We start from the raw sequence: 20,298 nt of genomic DNA, 5'->3' as shown, positions 1-20,298 counted from the left end.
ATGATCTCCGTTGTGATCCAGGGCGGCGCAATGCGCTCGATATACTGTCTCGGCGCGATCCGGGCGGTCGTCGAGGGTGGCTACGCGGACCGGGTGCAGACCATCCACACGGCCAGCGCCGGCTGCGTCTCGGGAGCCGTGCTCGCCGCGCATCTCGCCAGGCCGGAGAGCCGGGCGGTCGCCGAAGCGGCGGATGCGTTCCTGGACAGGCTCGGCGGCGATCGCTTCATCAACCTCTGGCGCTTCCGGAAGATCGTCGACGTCGACCTCCTCGTCGACAGCATAGCTGCGGTGACCTCGCTCTCCGTCAAGGCGCTCGCCAGCCGAGACCTCACCTTCGAGGTGGGCCTGACGGACGCGCACGACGGCTCGGCCAGATACGTCGACCTGGCCCGGAGCGAGTCGGACCACGACCTCTACCGCGCGCTGCGCGGGACGATGGCCATCCCGCTGCTGTACCCGAGGAAGGTGATGATCGACGATCGCCGCTACATCGACGGCGGTATAAGCGATCCGCTACCGGTGCTGCGGGCGGCGCGCCGGAATCCGACGGCCATCATCGCGATCTCCAGCGTGGCGAAGCCGAATCTCGGCAGGGAACTGGAGAGCCGTCGCGAGTCGTACGTGGTCAGGCTCCTGCCCAACCTCTCGTCGTCGATCAAACACCTGCTGCTGGCCAGGAATCCGCTCGGCGCCGCGATCGAGGACCTGACCGAGTACGGGTCGGTGGCGGGAGTGCGGGTCATCCGGATCGCGCCGGTGGACCAGGCGCGGCTGGGGCATCGGCTGGAGACCGACAGGCAGAAGCTGCTCGTGCTCGAAGAGATGGGTTACCAGGACGGCATGCGTGCGCTGAGCGCTCTGGCGCCCCTCGGAGAGTCGAAGCGGCAGTAGAGCTCTCGACCTGGACGGCGCGGCGGACTTGTCCGGCGGAGCGCGGCGGGCTGCACTAGGGTGCCGGCTGTGACCGAATCCGTACCCGACGACCGGCGGCTCCGGGTCGACCTGCTGACCCGGGAGTACCCCCCGGAGGTGTACGGCGGGGCCGGGGTGCACGTCGAATACCTCGCCCGCGAACTGCGTACCCGTGCCGACACCCGGGTGCACTGCTTCGGCGCACCCCGCCAGTCCCCGTACGCCGATCCCGGCGTCACCGCGTACCCGGAGCCGGCGGAACTGGCGCACGCCAACGCCGCGCTGCGCACCATGGGGGTGGACCTGGCGATGGCGGCCGGCACCGCCGGCACCGACGTGGTGCACAGCCACACCTGGTACGCCAATCTCGCCGGCCACGTCGCCAAGCTGCTGCACGGGGTACCGCATGTGGTGACCGTGCACAGTCTGGAGCCGCTGCGGCCGTGGAAGGCAGAGCAGCTCGGCGGCGGCTACGCGCTCTCCTCGTGGTGCGAGCGGACCGCGCTGGAGGCCGCCGACGCGGTGATCGCGGTCTCCGCCGGGATGATGCGTGACCTGCTGGCCGCCTATCCGGCGGTCGCACCGGAGCGGGTCCGGGTGGTGCACAACGGCATCGACACCCACCAGTACGCCCCCGACTCCGGCACCGACGTGCTGGACCGGCTCGGTGTCGACCCCGACCGGCCGAGCGTGACGTACGTCGGCCGGATCACCCGGCAGAAGGGCCTGCCGTACCTGCTCCGGGCGGCCCACCGGCTGCCGCCGACCGCCCAGCTCGTGCTGCTGGCCGGTGCCCCGGACACGGCGGAGATCGCCGCCGAGGTGGAGGCGCTGGTCGCCGAACTGCGGGCCAGCCGGGAGGGGGTGGTCTGGGTGGCCGAGATGCTGCCCAAGCCCGAGGTGATCCAGATCCTCAGCCACAGCACCGTCTTCGTCTGCCCGTCCGTCTACGAACCGATGGGCATCGTCAACCTGGAGGCGATGGCCTGCGAGACCGCCGTGGTGGCGACCGCCACCGGCGGCATCCCCGAGGTGGTCGCGGACGGCGCGACCGGCCTGCTGGTGCCGATCGCCCAGGCCGGCGACGGCACCGGCACCCCGCTCGATCCGGAGCGCTTCGTCGCCGACCTGGCCGCCGCGATCACCGAACTGCTCGACGACCCGAGACGCGCCGTCGAGCTGGGCCGGGCCGGCCGGCGCCGGGCGGTCGAACACTTCTCCTGGGACGCCATCGCCGACCGCACCGTGGCGGTCTACCGGGAAGCCCTCGGCTGATGCGGGAGCGTTCTGCGCGCCCTGCCTGGCACGCCGGACGCTCCCGGATCATGACGCCTGGCTGTCGGGGCGGCGGGGCCGGCCAGCCGGAATGCGTCCGGCGCGCGGCCGTCGATCAATCACAGTAGGTTGGGCAGGGTGAGTGGACGGATTCCGATCGAAGACGTGACGCCGTCCGTGGCGGGTGGTCGGTACCCGGCCAAGGCGGTGGTCGGCGAACTGATCCCGGTGACCGCGCTGTCGTACCGGGAGGGGCACGCGGCGATGGGCTGCCAGGTCGCCTGGCGCGGCCCGGACGGCGCGCAGCGGCCGGTGGTCCGGATGCGCCCCGGCCCGCACTTCGACGACCGGTGGCACGCCACCATCCGGCCGGACGCGGTGGGCGAGTGGAGCTTCACCGTGCAGGCGTTCGACGATCCCTATCTGACCTGGCGGGACGCCGTCGGAAAGAAGATCGACGCCGGGCAGGGGCTAGCCGAGCTGGCCAACGACCTGACCGAGGGCGCCGACCTGCTGGACCGGGCCGCCGACGGCGTACCGGTGCAGGAGCGGGACCGGGTCCGGGCCGCCGCCACCGCGTTGCGGGACGGCGCGCGGCCGCTGCCCGAGCGGGTCTCCCCCGCGCTGGACCTGGCCGACCTGCTCTGGGCGTACCCGGTCCGGACGCTGCTGACCAGCGCCCCGGCCCAGCCGATCTGGGTGGACCGGCAGCGGGCGCTCTTCTCCGCCTGGTACGAGTTCTTTCCGCGCTCCGAGGGGGCGGTGCTGGCCGCCGACGGGCATCCGGCCCGGTCCGGGACCTTCCGCTCCGCCGCCGAGCGGCTGCCCGGGGTCGCCGCGATGGGCTTCGACGTGCTCTACGTGCCGCCGATCCACCCGATCGGCCGGATCAACCGGAAGGGCCGCAACGCCGCCCTGGTCGCCGGGCCGGACGACATCGGCTCGCCGTGGGCGATCGGCGCGGCCGAGGGCGGGCACGACGCGATCCACCCCGACCTGGGCACGCTCGACGACTTCCGGTCCTTCGTCGCCGCCGCCGGGCGGGTCGGCCTGGAGGTGGCGATGGACCTGGCGCTCCAGGCCGCGCCGGATCATCCGTGGGTCACCGCGCACCCGGAGTGGTTCACCACCCGGGCGGACGGGTCGATCGCGTACGCCGAGAACCCGCCGAAGAAATACGAAGACATCTACCCGGTCAACTTCGACAACGACCCGGAGGGGATCCGGGCCGAGGTACTGCGGTTGGTGCTGCACTGGGTGGACCAGGGCATCCGGATCTTCCGGGTGGACAACCCGCACACCAAGCCCTTCGACTTCTGGCACTGGCTGATCTGGGAGGTCAAGCGGCACGACCCGGACGTGCTCTTCCTGGCCGAGTCGTTCACCCGACCGGCGGTGATGCACGGGCTCGGCAAGATCGGCTTCACCCAGTCGTACACCTACTTCGCCTGGCGGACCAGCACCGCCGAGCTGCGCGAGTACTGCCAGGAGTTGGTGGCGGCGGCGGACTACATGCGGCCGAACTTCTGGCCGAACACCCCGGACATCCTGCCCGAGCACCTCCAGCACTGTGGGCCGCCGATGTTCAAGATCCGCGCGGTGCTGGCCAGCCTGCTCTCGCCCTCCTGGGGGATCTACGCCGGCTACGAACTCTTCGAGCACCTGGCCCGGCCCGGCGCCGAGGAATACCTCGACAACGAGAAGTTCGAGCTGCGCCCCCGGGATTGGGCGGCGGCCGAGGCCGAGGGCCGGTCGCTGGCGCCGTTCCTGGCCCGGCTCAACGCCATCCGGCGGGACAACCCGGCGCTGCACTGGCTGCGCAACCTGGTCTTCCACCAGATCGACAACCCGGCGCTGCTCTGCTGGTCGAAGCGGGACGAGCAGACCGGCAACACGGTGCTGGTGGTCTGCTCGGTCGACCCCGGGCAGGTGCAGTGGGGCAACACCGTGCTGGACATGCCGGCGCTCGGCTTCGACTGGCACGAGCGGTTCACCGTGCACGACGAGCTGACCGGTGCCCGGTACGACTGGGGGCAGCACAACGTCGTCGGGCTCGACCCATTCCTCTCCCCCGCGCACGTCTTCACCGTGCACCGGCACGACGGCCGGGCGGGCGACGGGGCCGGGGCCGGGGCCAACGGCACCGACAAACCCGCCGGACCGGAAGGCCAGGGATGGACGAGCTGATCGCCGGTACGGCACACGACCCGTACGCCCTGCTCGGTGCCCACCCGGACGGCGACCGGACGGTGATCCGTACGCTGCGTCGGGGTGCCGGCACAGTGGAGTTGCTGGTCGGCGGGGAACGCCGGCCGATGCACCGGGTGCACGGCGAGGGGATCTTCGAGGCGACGGTCCCCGGCACGGTGCTCGACTACCGGGTGGTGGTGGACGGCGAGCCGCGCGACGACCCGTACCGTTTCCCGCCGACCGTCGGGGAACTCGACCTGCACCTGATCGCCGAGGGCCGGCACGAGCGGCTCTGGACGGCGCTCGGCGCCCGGCCGGCCGACGGCGGCGGGGTGTCGTTCGCGGTCTGGGCGCCGAACGCCCTGGGTGTGCGGGTGGTCGGCGACTTCACCGGCTGGGGCGCGCACCAGGGCTGGCCGATGCGGTCGCTGGGCAGCAGCGGGGTCTGGGAGATCTTCGTCCCGGAGGCGGCGGCCGGGCAGCGGTACAAGTACCGGATCCTGTCCCGGGACGGGCAGTGGCGGGACAAGGCGGATCCGCTGGCCCGGCGGACCGAGGTGCCGCCGGCCACCGCCTCGGTGGTGGACGGGTCCGGCTACCAGTGGTCCGACGCCGACTGGCTGGACCGGCGGGCCCGGCGGCAGCCGCACCAGGAGCCGATCAGCGTCTACGAGGTACACCTCGGCTCGTGGCGGCCGGGGCTCTCCTACCGGGAGTTGGCCGACCAGCTCACCGCGTACGTGCTCGACCTGGGCTTCACGCACGTCGAGTTCCTGCCGGTGATGGAGCACCCGTTCGGCGGCTCCTGGGGCTACCAGGTGACCGGCTACTACGCCCCGACCGCGCGCTTCGGCGACCCGGACGACTTCCGCTACCTGGTGGACCGGCTGCATGCCGCCGGCATCGGGGTGCTGCTGGACTGGGTGCCGGCGCACTTCCCCCGGGACGACTGGGCGCTGGCCCGGTTCGACGGCACCCCGCTCTACGAGCACCCCGACCCGCGCCGCGGCGAGCACCCGGACTGGGGCACGTACGTCTTCGACTACGGCCGCCCCGAGGTCCGCAACTTCCTCGTCGCGAACGCGCTCTACTGGTGCGAAGAGTTCCATGTGGACGGTCTGCGGGTGGACGCGGTCGCCTCGATGCTCTATCTGGACTACTCCCGCGGCGACGGCGAGTGGCTGCCGAACGAGCACGGCGGCCGGGAGAACCTTGAGGCGATCGCCCTGCTCCAGGAGGTCAACGCGACCGTCTACCGGAAGCATCCGGGTGTGCTGATGGTGGCCGAGGAGTCGACGGCCTGGCCGGGGGTGACCCGGTCGACCGACGCCGGCGGGCTGGGCTTCGGCTTCAAGTGGAACATGGGCTGGATGCACGACACCCTGACCTATCTCGGCAAGGACCCGATCTACCGGCAGCACCACCACAACGAACTGACCTTCTCCCTGGTGTACGCCTGGAGCGAGAACTACGTGCTGCCGATCAGCCACGACGAGGTCGTGCACGGCAAGGGGTCGCTGCTCGGGAAGATGCCCGGCGACCAGTGGCGCAAGCTGGCCGGGGTACGCGCGCTGCTGGCGTACATGTGGGCGCACCCGGGCAAGCAACTGCTCTTCATGGGCTGCGAACTCGGCGACGACCGGGAGTGGAGCGAGACCCGGGGGCTGGACTGGCACCTGGTCGACGATCCGGGCCGGGCCGGCGTGCAGCGGCTGCTCCGGGACCTGAACCGCGGCTACCGGGACAATCCCGCGCTCTGGTCCCAGGACACCGTACCGGCCGGCTTCCGGTGGATCGTCTCGGACGACTCCGCCAACAACACCCTGGCCTTCACCCGGATCGCCGCCGACGGCTCGCCACTGGTCTGCGTGGCGAACTTCGCCGCGCTGCCGCACGAGGGCTACCGGATCGGGCTGCCGCTGGCCGGGCGCTGGTCCGAGATCCTGAACACCGACGCGGACTGCTACGGCGGCTCCGGGGTGGGCAACCTCGGCGCGGTCACCGCCGACGACCAGCCGTGGCACGGGCTGCCCGCCTCGGCGGCGCTGCGGGTGCCGCCGCTCGGCGTACTCTGGCTCCGCCCGGGCTGAGCGGCGGCGGGACGCACCGCGACTCCGGCGGAGCCGCCTCTCCGGCCCGGGTGCGGTCGCTACCCGGCAGGCCGGGCTCCGAGGCGGCGCCCGGTGAGGAGCACTGCCAGCAGGGTCAACGCGGCGAGGGCGGCGGCGGCCAGGAAGACCCCGCGCGGCGAGGTGGCGGCCTCGACCGGCCCGAAGAGCAGCGGCGAGCCGAACTGGCTGGCGAAGGTGGCCGTACCGAGCAGTGCGGTCGCCTGCCCGCGCCGGGCGGCCGGGGCGTGTTCGGCGACCAGCACCGTCAGGGCCGGCACGGCCAGACCCATGCCGAAGCCGAAGACGGCGGACGCGGCCAGCAGCGGGACCGGCGACGCGCCGACGGCGAGGAGCACCAGCGCCACCGTCCAGGCGGCGAAGGCCAAGAGCAGCAGTCCCGACCAGCCGAGGCGGGCCCGGACCCGGGCGAACCGGAGCCCGGTCAGGCTCATCACCAGCGAGAGCAGCGCGCCGAAGAGCGCGACCCGGAAGCTGTCCCGGACACCGACCTCGGCGAGGCGCGGTGGCAGGAACACCAGTACGCCGTAGAGCAGCGCGGTGGCGATCGCCTGAAGCGCGTAGATCCCGAGCAGTCCGGGACGCCCCCGCAGCAGCGGCTCGGGGCGGGCCCGCGTGCCGTGGCCGGTGGCGGACAGGGTCGCCTCCTCCGCAGCGGCCCTCCGCGACCGGGCGGCATCGGCGTACCTCGACCGTCGTGCGCCATCCGACATGGACAGTACTCGGAGGGTGGCCACGCCGAGCGGGACGCCGACCAGGTATACCGCGAACGGCGCGTGCCAGGAGATCTCGCCCAAGGCGCCGCCAAGCAGTGGCCAGAGCACCCCGCCGAGGCTGATCGCGGTGCTGCGCCAGCCCATCATCCGGTCCCGAGCCGCGCCCTCGGCGAGGTCGAGCAGGCCCAGGGTGGTGCCGGTGAAGACGGCGGCGGCGCCGATCCCGAACACCAGGCGGCTGGCGACCAGCGACACGTAGTCGTCCAGCAGCAGGCCGGCACCGCCGGCCACGCCGTAGACGACGAGTCCGGCGGCGAGCGGTCCGGGTACGCCCCACCGGTCGACGGCCCGGCCGACCAGGGGACCGACGAGGGCCAGCGACAGCCCGTGCGCGGTCAACACCAGTCCGGCGGCACCGGCGCTGACTCCGAGGTCGGAGCGGAGAACTTCGACCACCGGCGCCAGCACCGCCCCGGCCAGCACGGTGAGGGTGGAGCCGAGCAGGAGTACCCAGAGCGGACCCCTGGGCGGGCTCGGCGGTGTATCCCCGACGGGCGGCCGGGTGGCGCGGCCCGGCCGGGTGGCGGGACCGCGCCCGGCGCGGCGGCGGGGGTTCCCGGCGTGTTCCGGATTGGCGGTCATGTGCACAGGATCGGATCTCGAGTTTGGTTGAGGTCAACCCCGGCCCGCCCGGCCCGTACTGCTGAATCCGGCAACCTCCGGCGCAGGTCCTGGAAATATTAGATCGACGTGTGACAATGTTCTTCGCCACCCGCACGTCCCGTCCACTCAGGAGGAAACGTCATGCCGCGACCGATCCGCCGGTCGGCGGTCTTACTCGCCGCCGCCCTGCTCACCCTCACCGCACTGGCCGGCCCCGCCCGGGCCGGCAGCGACACCGACCTCGCACCGCAACCGTTCGCCGCCGACAGCGGCGACAGCTGCCGGTACGGCCTCGCCGAAGGAACCCTGGAGTTCCTTCCGATCTCCGCACCTCCCGGGCTCGGCTCGGTGACCGTCACCGGCACCATCGCCGACCGCCCCTACGAGCGCGATCCCGGCCCGATCTGCCCGGACGACGGGCTCTTCAGCTTCGTCACCTTCTACGCCTACGGCAACGGCCGCCCCATCACCCAGGGCACGTCGAGGGTGGACAACGACATCACCAAGTACAGCTTCCGGCTCGCCCCGCAGGAGCCGTTCGGCGGCGTCGACACCGTCGTCGTCCAGGTCTGCCGGGCAGCGACGGCGAACGCCCCGACACCGCTGCCGACGCCGGCCGGCTACTGCGGAACGCCCCAGGTCTACTCGTTGCACTGGGGCTGACCGGCCGGTCGAACGCCCTGGGAGGAGCACAATGCCGCGTTCCATCCACCCGGTCGCCGCCGTACTCGCCGTCGTACTCTCCGCCGCCGTAGTCTCCGCCGCCGGCATCGGCACCGCCGGTCCCGCGTCGGCCGCTACCGGCGCCGGACCGCGCACCCGGGCCGAACAGCCGTTCCGGGCCGACTCCGGCGACGACTGCCCGTACGGGGTCACCGAGGGCACCCTCGACTGGTATCCACCGACCGCGCCGCCCGGGCTCGCCTCGGTGGTGGTCCGAGGCAGCGTGGGCGACCAGCCGCTGCCGATCGACCCGGTCCGGATCTGCGAGGACGACGGCTGGCGCACCGTCGCCGTCTACTCCGCCTATCGCCAGCGGACCCTGGTGGACGAGGCGCGGATCTGGGCCGACAACGATGTCGTCCCGGTCACCGTCGGCCTCGCCCCGAACACACCGCCGGTCGTCGACTCGGTCGTCGTCCGGGTCTGTCGCGTCCCGGCGGATCCCCGGCTCCGTCCGATGTACTGCGGCGCGCCACAGGTCCACCGCCCCGACGCGGCGGTGACCACCGGCCGGTGACAACCCGCCCCGGGGGCCGGCCCGTCCAGTCGAGCGGCGACGCCCCCGCCGGTGGCGTCCCACAGGTCGGGCCGCCCGCCGGGCGGGGCAACTCCTGACCGATCGCGCGAATCGGTTTCCCGGAAACTCCGGTAGGTTCCCGCCATGACCGTGCTGCAAGATCTTGTTGCCGCGCTCGCCACCGGCCGGGTCGAGGTCGTGGACCTCACCGCCCCGCTCTCGGCGCAGACGCCGATCCTCACCCTCCCCGAGCCGTTCGGCCAGACCGTCCCGTTCGCGCTGAGCGAGATCAGCCGCTACGACGAGCGCGGCCCGGCCTGGTACTGGAACAACTTCACCACCGGCGAGCACACCGGTACGCACTTCGACGCGCCGGTGCACTGGGTCAGCGGCCAGCACGGCGACGACGTCTCCCAGGTGCCGCCGAGCCGGCTGATCGCTCCGGCGGTGGTGCTCGACCACACCGCCGAAGCCGCCGCCGACCCGGACTTCCTGCTGGAGGTCGAACACGTCCGGGCCTGGGAGGCGGAGCACGGCCCGCTGCCGGCCGGCGGCTGGCTGCTCTACCGGACCGGCTGGGACGCGTACGGCGACGACGCGCAGCGGTACGCCAACGCCGGCCGTACCCCCGGGATCTCCGCCGCCTGCGCCAGGTGGCTCGCCGAGGAGGCCCCGGTGCAGGGCGTCGGGGTCGAGACGGTCGGTACCGACGCCGGGGCCGCGCACTCCTTCGACCCGCCGTTCCCCTGCCACTCCTTCCTGCTCGGGGCCGACAAGTACGGGCTCACCCAGCTCCGCAACCTGGCACAGCTTCCGCCGACCGGCGCGGTGGTGGTCGCCGGACCGTTGCCGATCGTGCGGGGGTCCGGCAGCCCGTGCCGGGTACTCGCCCTGGTCGAGCGGTAGCGGGCGGAGCGGATGCGGGCGACGGGATGGCGGTGACGGGCATGCGGGTCGCCGAGGTGGTCGGTCGGGTGCTCGCCGCGCACGGGGTACGGCACGTCTTCGGGGTAGTCGGCAGCGGCAACTTCCACGTCACCAACGCGCTGGTCGCCGGCGGGGCCCGGTTCGTGGCCGCCGCGCACGAGGGCGGCGCGGCGAGCATGGCGGACGGCTACGCGCGTACCTCGGGCACGGTCGGGGTGCTCTCGGTGCACCAGGGGCCGGGGGTCACCAACGCGTTGACCGGGATCGTCGAGGCGGCCAAGAGCCGGACGCCGATCCTGGTGCTGGCGCCGGAGGCGACCGAGCCACGGTCGAACTTCTTCATCGACCTGCCGCACACCGCCACCGCGCTCGGCATCCACTACCAACGGGTACGCCCCGAGCACGTGGTGGTGGACGTCGACGCCGCCTACCAGCGGGCAACCCGGGGCGAGACCGTGCTGCTGGGGCTGCCGCTGGATGTGCAGGCCCGGGAGATCGCACCCTGGACCGGCCCTCTCGATACCTGGCCCGCCCACACCGACTGGGTTCCCGACGTCGAGCCGCTGGTCAGCGCGTTGACCACCGCCCGGCGCCCGGTCTTCGTCGCCGGCCGGGGCGCCCGGGGTGCCCGGGAGCCGCTGATCCGGCTGGCCGACGAGTGCGGCGCACTGCTGGCAGTCTCCGCCGCCGCCAAGGGACTCTTCGTCGGCGATCCGTGGTATCTCGACGTCTCGGGCGGCTTCGCCACCCCGCTCGCCGCCGAGCTGATCGCCGAGGCCGACCTGGTGGTCGCCTGGGGTAGCACGCTGAACATGTGGACCACCCGGCACGGTCGACTGATCTCCCCGTCGGCCGTGGTGGTCCAGGTCGACGAACTGCCGATCGGCACCGCCTCGCATTCCCGGGTCGACCGGTACGTCAGTGGCGACGTGGCCCGGGTCGCCCGGTACGCGCTGCGCTGGCTGGACCGGGAACCGGGCGTCGGCCGGCCGCCCGGCACGCAGCGCACGCCCGAGCTGCGAGCGCGGATCGCGGCCGAGGGGCGGTGGCGGGACGTGTCCTATCTGGACGACAGCGGCGAGGGACGGATCGACCCGCGTACCCTGACCATCGCCCTGGACGACCTGCTGCCGACCGAGCGGACCGTGGTGGTCGACTCCGGCAACTTCATGGGCTATCCGTCGATGTTCCTCTCCGTACCGGACGTCGCCGGGTTCTGCTTCACCCAGGCGTTCCAGTCGATCGGGCTGGGGCTGGCCAGTGCGCTCGGCGCCGCCGTGGCCCGGCCGGACCGGCTCACCGTGGCGGCGCTCGGCGACGGCGGGTTCCTGATGTCGGCGGCCGAGCTCGTCACCGCCAGCCGGCTCGGCCCGCCCCTGCTGGTGCTGGTCTACGACGACGCGGCGTACGGCGCCGAGGTGCACCACTTCGGCCCGGACGGCCACCCGCTGGACCTGGTCCGGTTTCCCGACACCGACCTCGCCTCGATCGCCCGGGGCTACGGCTGCGCCGCGCTGACCGTCCGCGAGGTCGACGACCTCGCCCCGGTGCGGGAGTGGCTGGCCGGCCCTCGCGACCGGCCGCTGGTGGTCGATGCCAAGATCACCAGCGAGCGCGGCGCCTGGTGGCTGGAGGAGGCTTTCCGGGGGCACTGAGCCAGCCGGGGTCACCGATCGGCGTCACCCCCGGCCGGCTCGGGCAGCGTGACGGTGCCGTCGAGGTAGCGGCGGTAACTGCCGCGCAGGCGTACCCGGTCGCCGTCGACCACGCAGTGCACCGTGCCGCCCCGGGCGGAGAGCTGCCGGGCGGTCAGCGTCGTCCGGCCGAGCCGCTCCGCCCAGTAGGGTGCGATCTGGCTGTGCGCGGAGCCGGTCACCGGATCCTCGAAGGCGCCCGCCCCGGCCCCGAACCACCGGCTGACGAAGTCGACGCCGTCGGTGTCGGCGGGGGCGGTGACGATCGCTCCGCGTACCGGCAGCCGGGCCAGGGTGGTGAAGTCCGCCTCGACGGCCCGGACCTCGGCGGCGTTGCGCACCACGTAAACCAGGTCGCTGTCCTGGAACCGGTGCTGCGGCTCGATGCCGAGCGCGGCCACGGCGGCGGCGGAGACCTCGTCGCCGTCCGCGACCGCCCGCAGCCGTCCGGCCGGGAAGTCCAGCTCCAGTTCGCCGTCCCGGGCGGCCCGGCGCACCGGGAGCCAGCCGCTGCGGGTCCAGAACAGCAGACGCCGCGCGTCCGGATGCACGTCGTCGAAGAGTTGCCCAGCGGTGGCCAGGGTCGCGTGCCCGCAGAGGTCCACCTCGACCGCCGGGGTGAACCAGCGCAGGTGGTAGGCGGGGTCGCCACCGGGCGGCCGGTCGGCGTCGGCCGGCAGTTCCGCCGTGTAGAAGGCGGTCTCGGAGAGGTTGTTCTCCTCGGCGAGGGCCTGCAGGACGGCGTCGGGCAGCCAGCCGGGCAGGGGCATCACGGCCGCCGGGTTGCCCTGGAACACCCGGTCGGCGAAGGCGTCGATCTGGATCAGGCGGAGCCGCATCGCCCCTGTCTACCAGTACCGGGCCACCTCGTCGGGACCGGTGGCCGGCTCGGGCCGGGGCCGGGCCGGTAGGGTCGTCCGGACCGATCCCCGGATTGGGTAGACTTCGGTTATATAAGTGAGCGCTGAAAGGATGGCGGCGTGCACGCGTTCGACGTTCTCGGCGATCCCGTCCGGCGGCGGATCCTGGAGCTGCTCGCCGACGGGGAGCGGTCGGCGGGCGAGGTCAGCGCGGTGGTGCAGGAGGAGTTCGGGATCTCCCAGCCGGGCGTCTCACAACACCTGCGGGTGCTCCGGGAGAACGGGTTCACCACCGTACGCGCCGCCGGCACGCGGCGGCTCTACGCGGTGGACCCCGCCCCGCTCCAGGAGATCGACCGGTGGCTGGAGCGCTATCGGGGGTTCTGGACCCAACGGCTGGACGCCCTCGGCACCGAGATCGCCCGGGGCAGACGCGAACGGCGCCGGGCGGCGGAACCCACCCGGGAGAGCTGAGAACCGATCCGGCTCCGCCACGCGCCCGGACGAGGTTCGCGCACCGCCCGGACCCAGGTCGCCGCGCGCCTCAGACCAGATTCGCCTCCCGGAGCAGGCGCCACAGTCCGGCGCCGTCGGGCGCGCAGAACCAGCGCTCGCCCAGCAGGCCGGCCGCCGGGGTACTGCCGTCGGTGCTGCCCGTCGGCGCCGGGAAACCACCGGCCAGCACCGCCTGGGTCGGGGAGAGCCGGCGGATCAGCACCGCGGCCACGTTGTCCGGGTGCTCGGCGGCGAACTCGGCGTAGATCTCCTGGTCGTGCTGGCCGTCGTCGCCGATCAGCAACCACCGGATCTCCGGGAACTCGCGGACCAGCCGGGCCAGGGTGGCCCGCTTGTGCTCCCGCCCGCTCCGGAACCAACGGTCCGCCGTCGGGCCCCAGTTCGTCAGCAGCAGCGGGCCGGCGGGATAGAGGTGCCGGGACAGGAACCGGGTCAGCGTCGGCGCGACGTTCCAGGCACCGGTGGAGAGGTAGAGCACCGGGGCGCCGGGGTGCGCGTTGACCAGGCGCTCGTAGAGCACCGCCATCCCGGGTACCGCCATCCGGGCGTGCTCGTCCAGCACGAAGGTGTTCCAGGCGGCCAGCAGCGGCCGGGGCAGCGCCGTCACCATCACCGTGTCGTCGATGTCGGAGAGGACCCCGATCCGCAGCGCCGGGTCGACGATCCGGACCGGCGCGTCGACCGGCTCGGCGCCGGGACTGGCCAGGCGTACGCTCTGCCAGCCGGGCGCCAGGTCGGCCTCGACGACGAGGTCGATGAAGCCGCTCCGGTCGGCCCGGGCCTCGTGCCGGCGGCCACCCGCCTCGATCACCACCGGCGCGTGCTGCACCGGCAGGGTGGCGAAGCTACGCCAGCCGCGTACCTTCTCCGGCCGGCGGCGGGGGCGGCGGCGCAGCCGGGTCAGCAGGACCCGACCCAGCACCCGGATCCACCCGGGCGCGCCATAGCCGGCGTACGGGATGATCGTGACATCCCACCCGCCCTGCCCCAGGCGACGCTCGATGAACTGGTGCACCGCGTCCTCGATCCGGGCCGCTCGGTGCAGCCGGGGCGCGGGCGCCGGACCGGCGGGTATCAGCGACACCTAGCCACCCTGCCACAGAGCACCCGGTCCGGCTACGAGACAGATCAACTAACCCGCCGGCACGCTCCCCGCGCCGGGCTCCCGGACCGGACAGAACCGGTGCGACCTGCGCCGATCCGGACCTCCGGTGCGGGACGCCGTGCGAGACTTCGAGGCGGGACGGCGACGGGGGCGCGGGGGTGTCGGTGGCGGTGCCGCGCGGGGGGCGGCGGGTGCGAACACTCGACCGGCCGGGCGCGGTGGCGCTCGGCCTCGGCCTGCTCGCCCTGGCCTACCGGCTGGCGCTGATCCTGCTGACCGTACCGGGCTCCAACAGCGACGAGGCCACGTTCGGGCTCGCCGCGCTGCACATCGCGGACGGCCGCGAACTGCCGGTCTTCCTCTACGGCCAGCACTACATGGGTACCGTGCAGAGCTATCTCGCCGCGCCGCTCTTCCTGCTCTTCGGCGCCGGCTGGATCCCGCTGCGGATACCCCTGCTGTTCCTGTACGCCGCCTTCCTCTACCTGGCGTACCGGCTCACCCGGCGGCTCTACTCCCCCTGGCTGGCCACCTTCACCGTCGGGGTACTCGCGCTCGGCGGCGAACGAGTGATCCGGGACCAGATCACCGCCGTCGGCGGCCGGCCGGAGGTCAAGCCCGCCGTGCTGGGCCTGCTGCTGATCGCGCTCGCCCTCGGCCAGCGGCGGACCCGGCACCGGTTCTGGGCCTTCGGCCTCTTCGGCCTGGTCACCGGGCTCTGCGTCTGGGACGACTGGCTGGTGCTGCCCTACCTGGTGGTCGCCTTCGCCGTGCTGCTGGTCGGCTGCTGGCGGGACCTGCTCGGTCCGGCCGGCGCCGTACTGGTCGCCGGGTTCCTGCTCGGGGTCGCGCCGCTGGTCGTGGACAACCTGACCGCGCCGGCCGGGCAGGACTCGATCTCCGTGCTGCGGCAGGTCAGCGAGGGCGAGGCGGAGTCGACGCCGGGTACCGCCCGACTGCACGGCGCGCTGCTGGTCGGGATCCCGCTCGCCACCGGGCTCTGCCGGCCGGAGCGCTGCGATGCCGTGGAGATGTCCTGGGGCGGGCTCTACCTGGCGCTGCTGCTCGCCGCCGGGGTGCTGGCGGTGGTCGGACTCGTCCGGGCCGGCCGACCGACTCCGGGCAGCGGTGCCGAGTCCCGCGGAACGTCCGGCAGCGCCACGGCCGTCGGTACGCCGGGGGACGCCCGGGCCGGTGACGCGGTCCGGGCCGCCCGGGTCGGGTACGCCACCCAACTCGCCCTGCTGATCGGCGCCGCGCTCACCGTGGCGGCGTACGCCCGCAGTTCGCTCGCCGGCAGCGCGCCGCTGGCCAGCGCCCGGTACCTGTCGATCCTGCAGATCTCGCTGCCCGCCGTACTCTGGCCGCTCTGGCTGGTCGCCCGCTGGTCGGGGCGGCTCGCCACCGGACCGGTGACCCGGCTCGCCGGGGTGCTCGGCACCGCCGTACTCGCCCTGCTGATGGTGCTGCTGCTCGGCACCACCGGACACCTGGTCGGCGAGATCGGCACGATCCGGACCGAGGAACGGCAGCAGCGGCAGCTCGCCCGCACCCTGGAGCGGGCCGGGGTCAGCGCGGTGTACGCCGAGTACTGGACCTGCAACCGACTGGTGTTCGTCACCCGGGAACGGATCGCCTGCGCGGTACTCGGTGCGAACCTGCGGCCGGGGCAGGACCGCTATCCGGCGTACCCGAGGCGGGTCGGCACCGCCGACCGGCCGGCCTTCGTCTTCGAGGGCGGCGCGCCCGCGGACGCCGCGTTCCAGGCCCACCTGCGCCGCTCTGGCGTGCCGGCCCGGGTGACCCGGGTCGGACGGCACACGATCTATCTGCCGGAGTCGACGCTCCGTCCCCCGCCCTGACCGGCCGGGCCGCTCGGCGTATCCTGCAAAGCCGTGACTCAAGCGATGAACGAGCCTCCCGCCCTCCCCGACACGGTCTTCGTGCACCCGTCGGCCGAGGTCGACGAGGGCGCGCGGATCGGCGACGGCACCAAGGTCTGGCACCTCGCCCACGTCCGCTCCACCGCCCAGGTGGGCGCGAACTGCGTGATCGGCCGGAACGTCTACGTGGACGCGAACGTCGTGGTCGGCGACCTGGTGAAGATCCAGAACAACGTCTCCGTCTACCAGGGCGTGACCATCGAGGACGAGGTCTTCGTCGGCCCCTGCGCGGTCTTCACCAACGACCTCCGGCCGCGGGCCCAGAACCCGGACTGGCAGATCACCCCGACCATGGTCCGCAGGGGCGCCTCGATCGGCGCGAACGCCACCATCGTCTGCGGGGTCGAGATCGGGGAGTACGCGATGATCGCGGCCGGCTCGGTGGTGACCAAGGACGTCAAGCCGCATCAGTTGGTGGCCGGCAACCCGGCCCGCCCGCTCGGCTGGGTCGACGTCTTGGGTCAGGTGGTCTCCCGGGACAAGGAGAACCCGCCCGCCGACCTCGGCTGACCGGCACGCTCCTGCCCGGCCGCCATCGTGCTCCGCCGCCGACTCTCCGAGTGGCGGCGGAGCACGGACCATCGCGATCTAGGAGTCGTCCCGGAAGGCGGTCAGCGACGTGGTGACCGCCAACTCGGGGTACCTGCGGGCGAGTCGCCAGCCGATGGTGGTGCCGTACGAGCCGGAGATGACCACCCCACGGGTGTGCGCCAGATCGAGCCGCGGCAGCACGACACGGCGGGTGATACGCCACAGGATGAACGGCCGGAGCATCAGGTAGCCGGGGAAGAAGATTTTGTTGTGCACTCCCCTCGCGCCGCGCTGGTGCCACCGTCGCAGCCTGCCGATCGCGACTTCCGGCCCGAGCCGGTGCACCCTGCGGGCGACCCGTTGGGCGCCGTAGAGCAGCTTCCCGGGAATCCGGAAGACCAGCAGCTGCTCGGTCCAGAGCAGCAGCCGGCGGTTCTCCGCCGCTGTCAGGGCATGGATCCGGACCCGCTCGTCCAGTCGAGCCCGCGACCACGCCTCCGGCTCGTTGACGACGAGGTCCACCGTGTAGCCCCGGGCCGACATCTCGTTGACGAAGTCCCGGGTGACATCGATCTTGCGCGGGTTGACCGCCACCACCAGGAGGCGGGAGTCCGGCCCCACCGCGTCCCGCATCATCGGCACCGATCCGGACAGCCCGGCCGGCGCGGGAAGGGGTGCCGGCCCGACCGGCGCCCCGGCGGCCGTCGCCCCCGGCCGCAACCCGGGCGCCTCGTCCACCGCAGCGCCGGTTCCCGGGCGGTAGCTGGCCAGCAACTCGGCCGCCACCGCCTCCCGGCCGTGCCGGGCCTGCAACCTGGCCCGGGCCGCCGGCAGGTCGAGGACGTCGAACTGGTCGCGCAACCGGCGCCAGCCGGCCGCGATCACGTCCGGGTCGTCACCGACGTCGACGAACTGCCCGGCGACGCCGTCCAGCCCGGCCAGCGTCTCCGTCGCCTCCGGGCTGCGGCCGACCAGCACCGGCAGTCCACTCGCCACCGCCTCCACCGCGGCAGGACCGAGCAGCCCGATGTCACCGGGCTGCACCAGGAGGTCGTGCTGGTGCAGCACCCCGACCAACTCGTCCGCGGCGACCGGGGGACGCAGCACCACCCGGCCCGTCAACCGCAACTCCTCGACCCTGCCGCGGACCGCCTCGTTGCCGGATCCGGCCAGGGTCAGCGTCGCGCGCGGCTCCTCGATCGCGATCCGCGCGAACGCCTCCACCACCCCCGGCACGGCCTCGTCGTCGGCCGGTTGACCGAGGTGGAGCCACCGCAACGGCTCCTCGACCGGACGGGGACGGACCACGATCCCGTCGAGGTCGACAAGATCCGGCACGATCCGCAGCTTGTCCACGTAGTGCGGAAACCGCGCCTTGAGCAGGTTGTACACGTACGGGCCGGCGCAGAGCAGTTCGTCGACGCGTTGCAGCATCTCCTCGTACTGGCGCCGGGCCGCCGGCCGGGTCAGCGCGGCCGACAGCAGCGGGGCGGATTCGGTCACCACGATCCGGGCGTCCGGCCGGGCGAGCCGGGCGGCCACCAGCCCGCCGTAGATGCCGGTGTGGGCGTGCACCACGGGCGCCTCGATCCGCCCGGTCGGCAGGATCGCGGCCAACGCGTCCACGTGGGCGCGGGCCCAGACCGCGTGGTCCGGCACCGACCGGACGTGCACCGGCACCCGGGTCAGTTCACCCTCCGGAATGTCCTGCACGACGGCACCGCCGCCCCGGTCAGCGAATCGCTCGGCCGCCGCCGCGATCAGGTTCGCCGACGGCGACCGGTGCGCGTACGTCCAGTCCTCGGTGTGCAGGACCGACACCCGCTCGAACCGCTCGCCGACCGCCCGGAGCATGGCCCGGACGACCGTCCCGGAGGACGGGGCGTTCGGCGAGGGATGCCAGGGAGTGACCACCGCCAGGTCGGCCGGTGCGGGCCGGCGGGCAGGATCGTCCGCCGGCTCGTACCTGATCGTCAGATCCGGCCGGGCCCCGGCCGCGGCCCAGGCCACCGGCAGTGCCTCCGGGTCACCGGCGATCAGCAGGTCGGCGGCGCGGAGTGGTCCGCCGAGCACGGCTCGCCGGGCGTTTCGGTGCAGGGCACGTGCCGCACCGGCTACCCGGTGCAGCGTCACGCCCGGGGACGGGGCAGTCCCGTTCCACTGTGGTATGTCCGCCACGACCAACGTGACCTGGGCACCCGCCGCCGCCAGTGCGGCGGTGTGGTGCCGCGCCGCGCCGACCCGCGACGGCCCGAGCGCGATGTAGAGGATTTTGCGGTGGCTGCCGGTCAACGAGACCCCTCCACCAGGGCGCGCAGCCTCGCTTCCCACGGGCGCAGCGTGGCGTCCCTGGTGTACTGCTGGGCATGGTCCAGGGCCCGCTGGTGGAGCTGGCTGTCCATGTCCCGGGCGGCCTTGGCGGCACCGATGAACGACTCGGCGACGGCGTCGGCGTCCATCCGGTCCCCTGTGAACCACAGTGGATAGTCGCGGAGCACCTCGCTCGCCGCGATCAGCGGCTCGTGCACGGAGACCACCGGCTTACCGGATGCCATGTATTCGAAGACCTTTCCCGACGTCACGAACCGGGCGCCCGGTACGCAGAAGACCAGCGCGTCGACCTGGTCGTAGATCGTGCTGACGTCTGCTTTGCCGAAGGCACCGTGGTAACGCACCCCGTAGTTCTGCTCCTCCTCGATCCGCTGGCGCAGCGGCGCCACGGTGTTCGCGAAGAATCCGAGGTGGCCGTGGATGTTCAGCTCGGCGCCCGCCAGCAGCGGATGACTCTGTGCCCGGCGCCAGCCGGCGAAGAGCAGGTCCAACGGCAGATAGGGGGTGACGGTCCCGACGTAGGCGAAGCGCAGCGGCCGATCCGCCGGAACGGGACGGAACTCCGGCCGACCCAGCAGTTCCGGCTCCCAACCGTTGGGCACCACCGTCATCCGCTCCGCGGCGTACGGATAGCGCTCGGCGTGCCACTGCCGCATCCCGTCGTTGACGAAGACCGCCTCGGCGGCGTGGCGCAGTACCCGTGCCTCCCACCGGCCCCCCGGAGTGTTCCGGCCCATCCGGATCTCCTCGGTGAACTGGTTGAAGGTCCACGCGTCCCGGTAGTCGACGACGTACGGGATCCGCAGCGTGCGCCCGAGCAACCAGGCCACCGCGAACGAGACGAACGGGTTGCCGGTCGCCACGACGAGATCGAACTTGCGCCGCCGGTGCATGCCGAACGCCTTGGACAGCAGCCCGGGCACCCACCCGTTGTAATGCTCGGGAAAGACCGACCGGAAGATCTGCTGGTAGATCCGGTCCGAGAGGACCGGGAGATTGCCGCGTACCCATCCGAACTGCCGGACGTCCGTCTCCCAGATGTACGCGTTCATCGGCGCCCGGACCACCTGCACCCGGGGGTCGACCGTCGCCTCCAGCGACTCGTCGCTGCCGTTCTCGAGGTAGTGGCTGAAGAACTTCCTCGGGGCGGTCAGCACGGTCACATCCCAGCCGGCCTCCGCGAGGTGGTTGGCCGTGGCACGGGCTCGGAAGACGCCACTGGCCCGGCTGGGCGGGAAGTAGAACGACAAATAGAGGACCCGG

Annotated in this window: 16 protein-coding genes; 11 read left to right on the top strand and 5 right to left on the bottom strand. The window is 72.9% G+C overall.

What is annotated here, in order from left to right; all coding sequences use genetic code 11:
- The 4 genes from AAH979_RS14450 (at nucleotide 1) to glgB (ending at nucleotide 6,470) form a co-directional block, all read left to right on the top strand.
- Nucleotides 1-894: a patatin-like phospholipase family protein gene (locus AAH979_RS14450; protein WP_346258598.1), complete on the top strand. Its 894-nt coding sequence runs from the start codon at nucleotides 1-3 to the stop codon at nucleotides 892-894.
- A 69-nt stretch (nucleotides 895-963) separates the two neighbouring features.
- Entirely contained in the window at nucleotides 964-2,190 is a 1,227-nt protein-coding gene (glgA, locus tag AAH979_RS14445; RefSeq protein WP_346258597.1) for a glycogen synthase, read from the top strand.
- A gap of 138 nt (nucleotides 2,191-2,328) precedes the next feature.
- The gene (locus AAH979_RS14440; RefSeq protein ID WP_346258596.1) at nucleotides 2,329-4,377 is read left to right on the top strand and encodes an alpha-1,4-glucan--maltose-1-phosphate maltosyltransferase; all 2,049 of its coding nucleotides are present in this window, start codon (nucleotides 2,329-2,331) and stop codon (nucleotides 4,375-4,377) included.
- Entirely contained in the window at nucleotides 4,365-6,470 is a 2,106-nt protein-coding gene (gene glgB, locus AAH979_RS14435; RefSeq protein WP_346258595.1) for a 1,4-alpha-glucan branching protein GlgB, read from the top strand. Before AAH979_RS14440 ends, glgB begins: the two co-directional genes overlap by 13 nt.
- Before the next feature lie 59 nt (nucleotides 6,471-6,529).
- On the opposite strand, the gene AAH979_RS14430 is transcribed toward glgB, so the two are convergent.
- Entirely contained in the window at nucleotides 6,530-7,867 is a 1,338-nt protein-coding gene (locus tag AAH979_RS14430; RefSeq protein ID WP_346258594.1) for an MFS transporter, read from the bottom strand.
- Nucleotides 7,868-8,029: 162 nt separating this feature from the next.
- Between AAH979_RS14430 and AAH979_RS14425 the strand changes: the two genes are divergently transcribed.
- The 4 genes from AAH979_RS14425 (at nucleotide 8,030) to AAH979_RS14410 (ending at nucleotide 11,710) form a co-directional block, all read left to right on the top strand.
- Nucleotides 8,030-8,551 carry a hypothetical protein gene (locus AAH979_RS14425; protein ID WP_346258593.1) on the top strand — a complete coding sequence of 174 codons (522 nt, stop codon included), beginning with the start codon at nucleotides 8,030-8,032 and terminating at the stop codon, nucleotides 8,549-8,551.
- A gap of 31 nt (nucleotides 8,552-8,582) precedes the next feature.
- Complete coding sequence (locus AAH979_RS14420) at nucleotides 8,583-9,128, top strand: hypothetical protein (RefSeq protein ID WP_346258592.1); 546 nt, start codon at nucleotides 8,583-8,585, stop codon at nucleotides 9,126-9,128.
- A gap of 144 nt (nucleotides 9,129-9,272) precedes the next feature.
- On the top strand, nucleotides 9,273-10,034 hold the full coding sequence (locus AAH979_RS14415) for a cyclase family protein (protein ID WP_346258591.1): 762 nt from the start codon (nucleotides 9,273-9,275) through the stop codon (nucleotides 10,032-10,034).
- 41 nt (nucleotides 10,035-10,075) lie between these two features.
- Nucleotides 10,076-11,710, top strand: a complete 1,635-nt coding sequence (locus AAH979_RS14410; RefSeq protein ID WP_346258590.1) for a thiamine pyrophosphate-binding protein — start codon at nucleotides 10,076-10,078, stop codon at nucleotides 11,708-11,710.
- Nucleotides 11,711-11,721: 11 nt separating this feature from the next.
- Here AAH979_RS14410 and AAH979_RS14405 read toward each other — a convergent pair whose 3' ends face one another.
- Nucleotides 11,722-12,588 (bottom strand): PhzF family phenazine biosynthesis protein, encoded by an 867-nt coding sequence (locus AAH979_RS14405; RefSeq protein ID WP_346258589.1) that lies wholly within the window; start codon nucleotides 12,586-12,588, stop codon nucleotides 11,722-11,724.
- Between the two features lie 141 nt (nucleotides 12,589-12,729).
- Here AAH979_RS14405 and AAH979_RS14400 point away from each other — a divergent pair, with 141 nt between their 5' ends.
- Nucleotides 12,730-13,083 (top strand): metalloregulator ArsR/SmtB family transcription factor, encoded by a 354-nt coding sequence (locus AAH979_RS14400; protein ID WP_346258588.1) that lies wholly within the window; start codon nucleotides 12,730-12,732, stop codon nucleotides 13,081-13,083.
- A 70-nt stretch (nucleotides 13,084-13,153) separates the two neighbouring features.
- Here AAH979_RS14400 and AAH979_RS14395 read toward each other — a convergent pair whose 3' ends face one another.
- Nucleotides 13,154-14,209 (bottom strand): phosphatase domain-containing protein, encoded by a 1,056-nt coding sequence (locus AAH979_RS14395; protein ID WP_346258587.1) that lies wholly within the window; start codon nucleotides 14,207-14,209, stop codon nucleotides 13,154-13,156.
- Nucleotides 14,210-14,421: 212 nt separating this feature from the next.
- Here AAH979_RS14395 and AAH979_RS14390 point away from each other — a divergent pair, with 212 nt between their 5' ends.
- Nucleotides 14,422-16,092 (top strand): hypothetical protein, encoded by a 1,671-nt coding sequence (locus AAH979_RS14390; RefSeq protein ID WP_346258586.1) that lies wholly within the window; start codon nucleotides 14,422-14,424, stop codon nucleotides 16,090-16,092.
- A gap of 45 nt (nucleotides 16,093-16,137) precedes the next feature.
- Nucleotides 16,138-16,683 (top strand): acyltransferase, encoded by a 546-nt coding sequence (locus AAH979_RS14385; RefSeq protein ID WP_346258683.1) that lies wholly within the window; start codon nucleotides 16,138-16,140, stop codon nucleotides 16,681-16,683.
- A 78-nt stretch (nucleotides 16,684-16,761) separates the two neighbouring features.
- Here AAH979_RS14385 and AAH979_RS14380 read toward each other — a convergent pair whose 3' ends face one another.
- Nucleotides 16,762-18,996, bottom strand: a complete 2,235-nt coding sequence (locus AAH979_RS14380) for a glycosyltransferase family 4 protein (protein WP_346258585.1) — start codon at nucleotides 18,994-18,996, stop codon at nucleotides 16,762-16,764.
- Entirely contained in the window at nucleotides 18,993-20,285 is a 1,293-nt protein-coding gene (locus tag AAH979_RS14375) for a glycosyltransferase (protein WP_346258584.1), read from the bottom strand. The genes AAH979_RS14380 and AAH979_RS14375 overlap by 4 nt, the downstream gene beginning before the upstream one ends.
- Nucleotides 20,286-20,298: the final 13 nt, after the last annotated feature.

The organism is Plantactinospora sp. ZYX-F-223 (genome assembly GCF_039649625.1).
Classification (GTDB): domain Bacteria; phylum Actinomycetota; class Actinomycetes; order Mycobacteriales; family Micromonosporaceae; genus Plantactinospora.
Note: the sequence above shows the minus strand (reverse complement) of the source record. Positions and strands in the feature narration are given on the sequence as shown.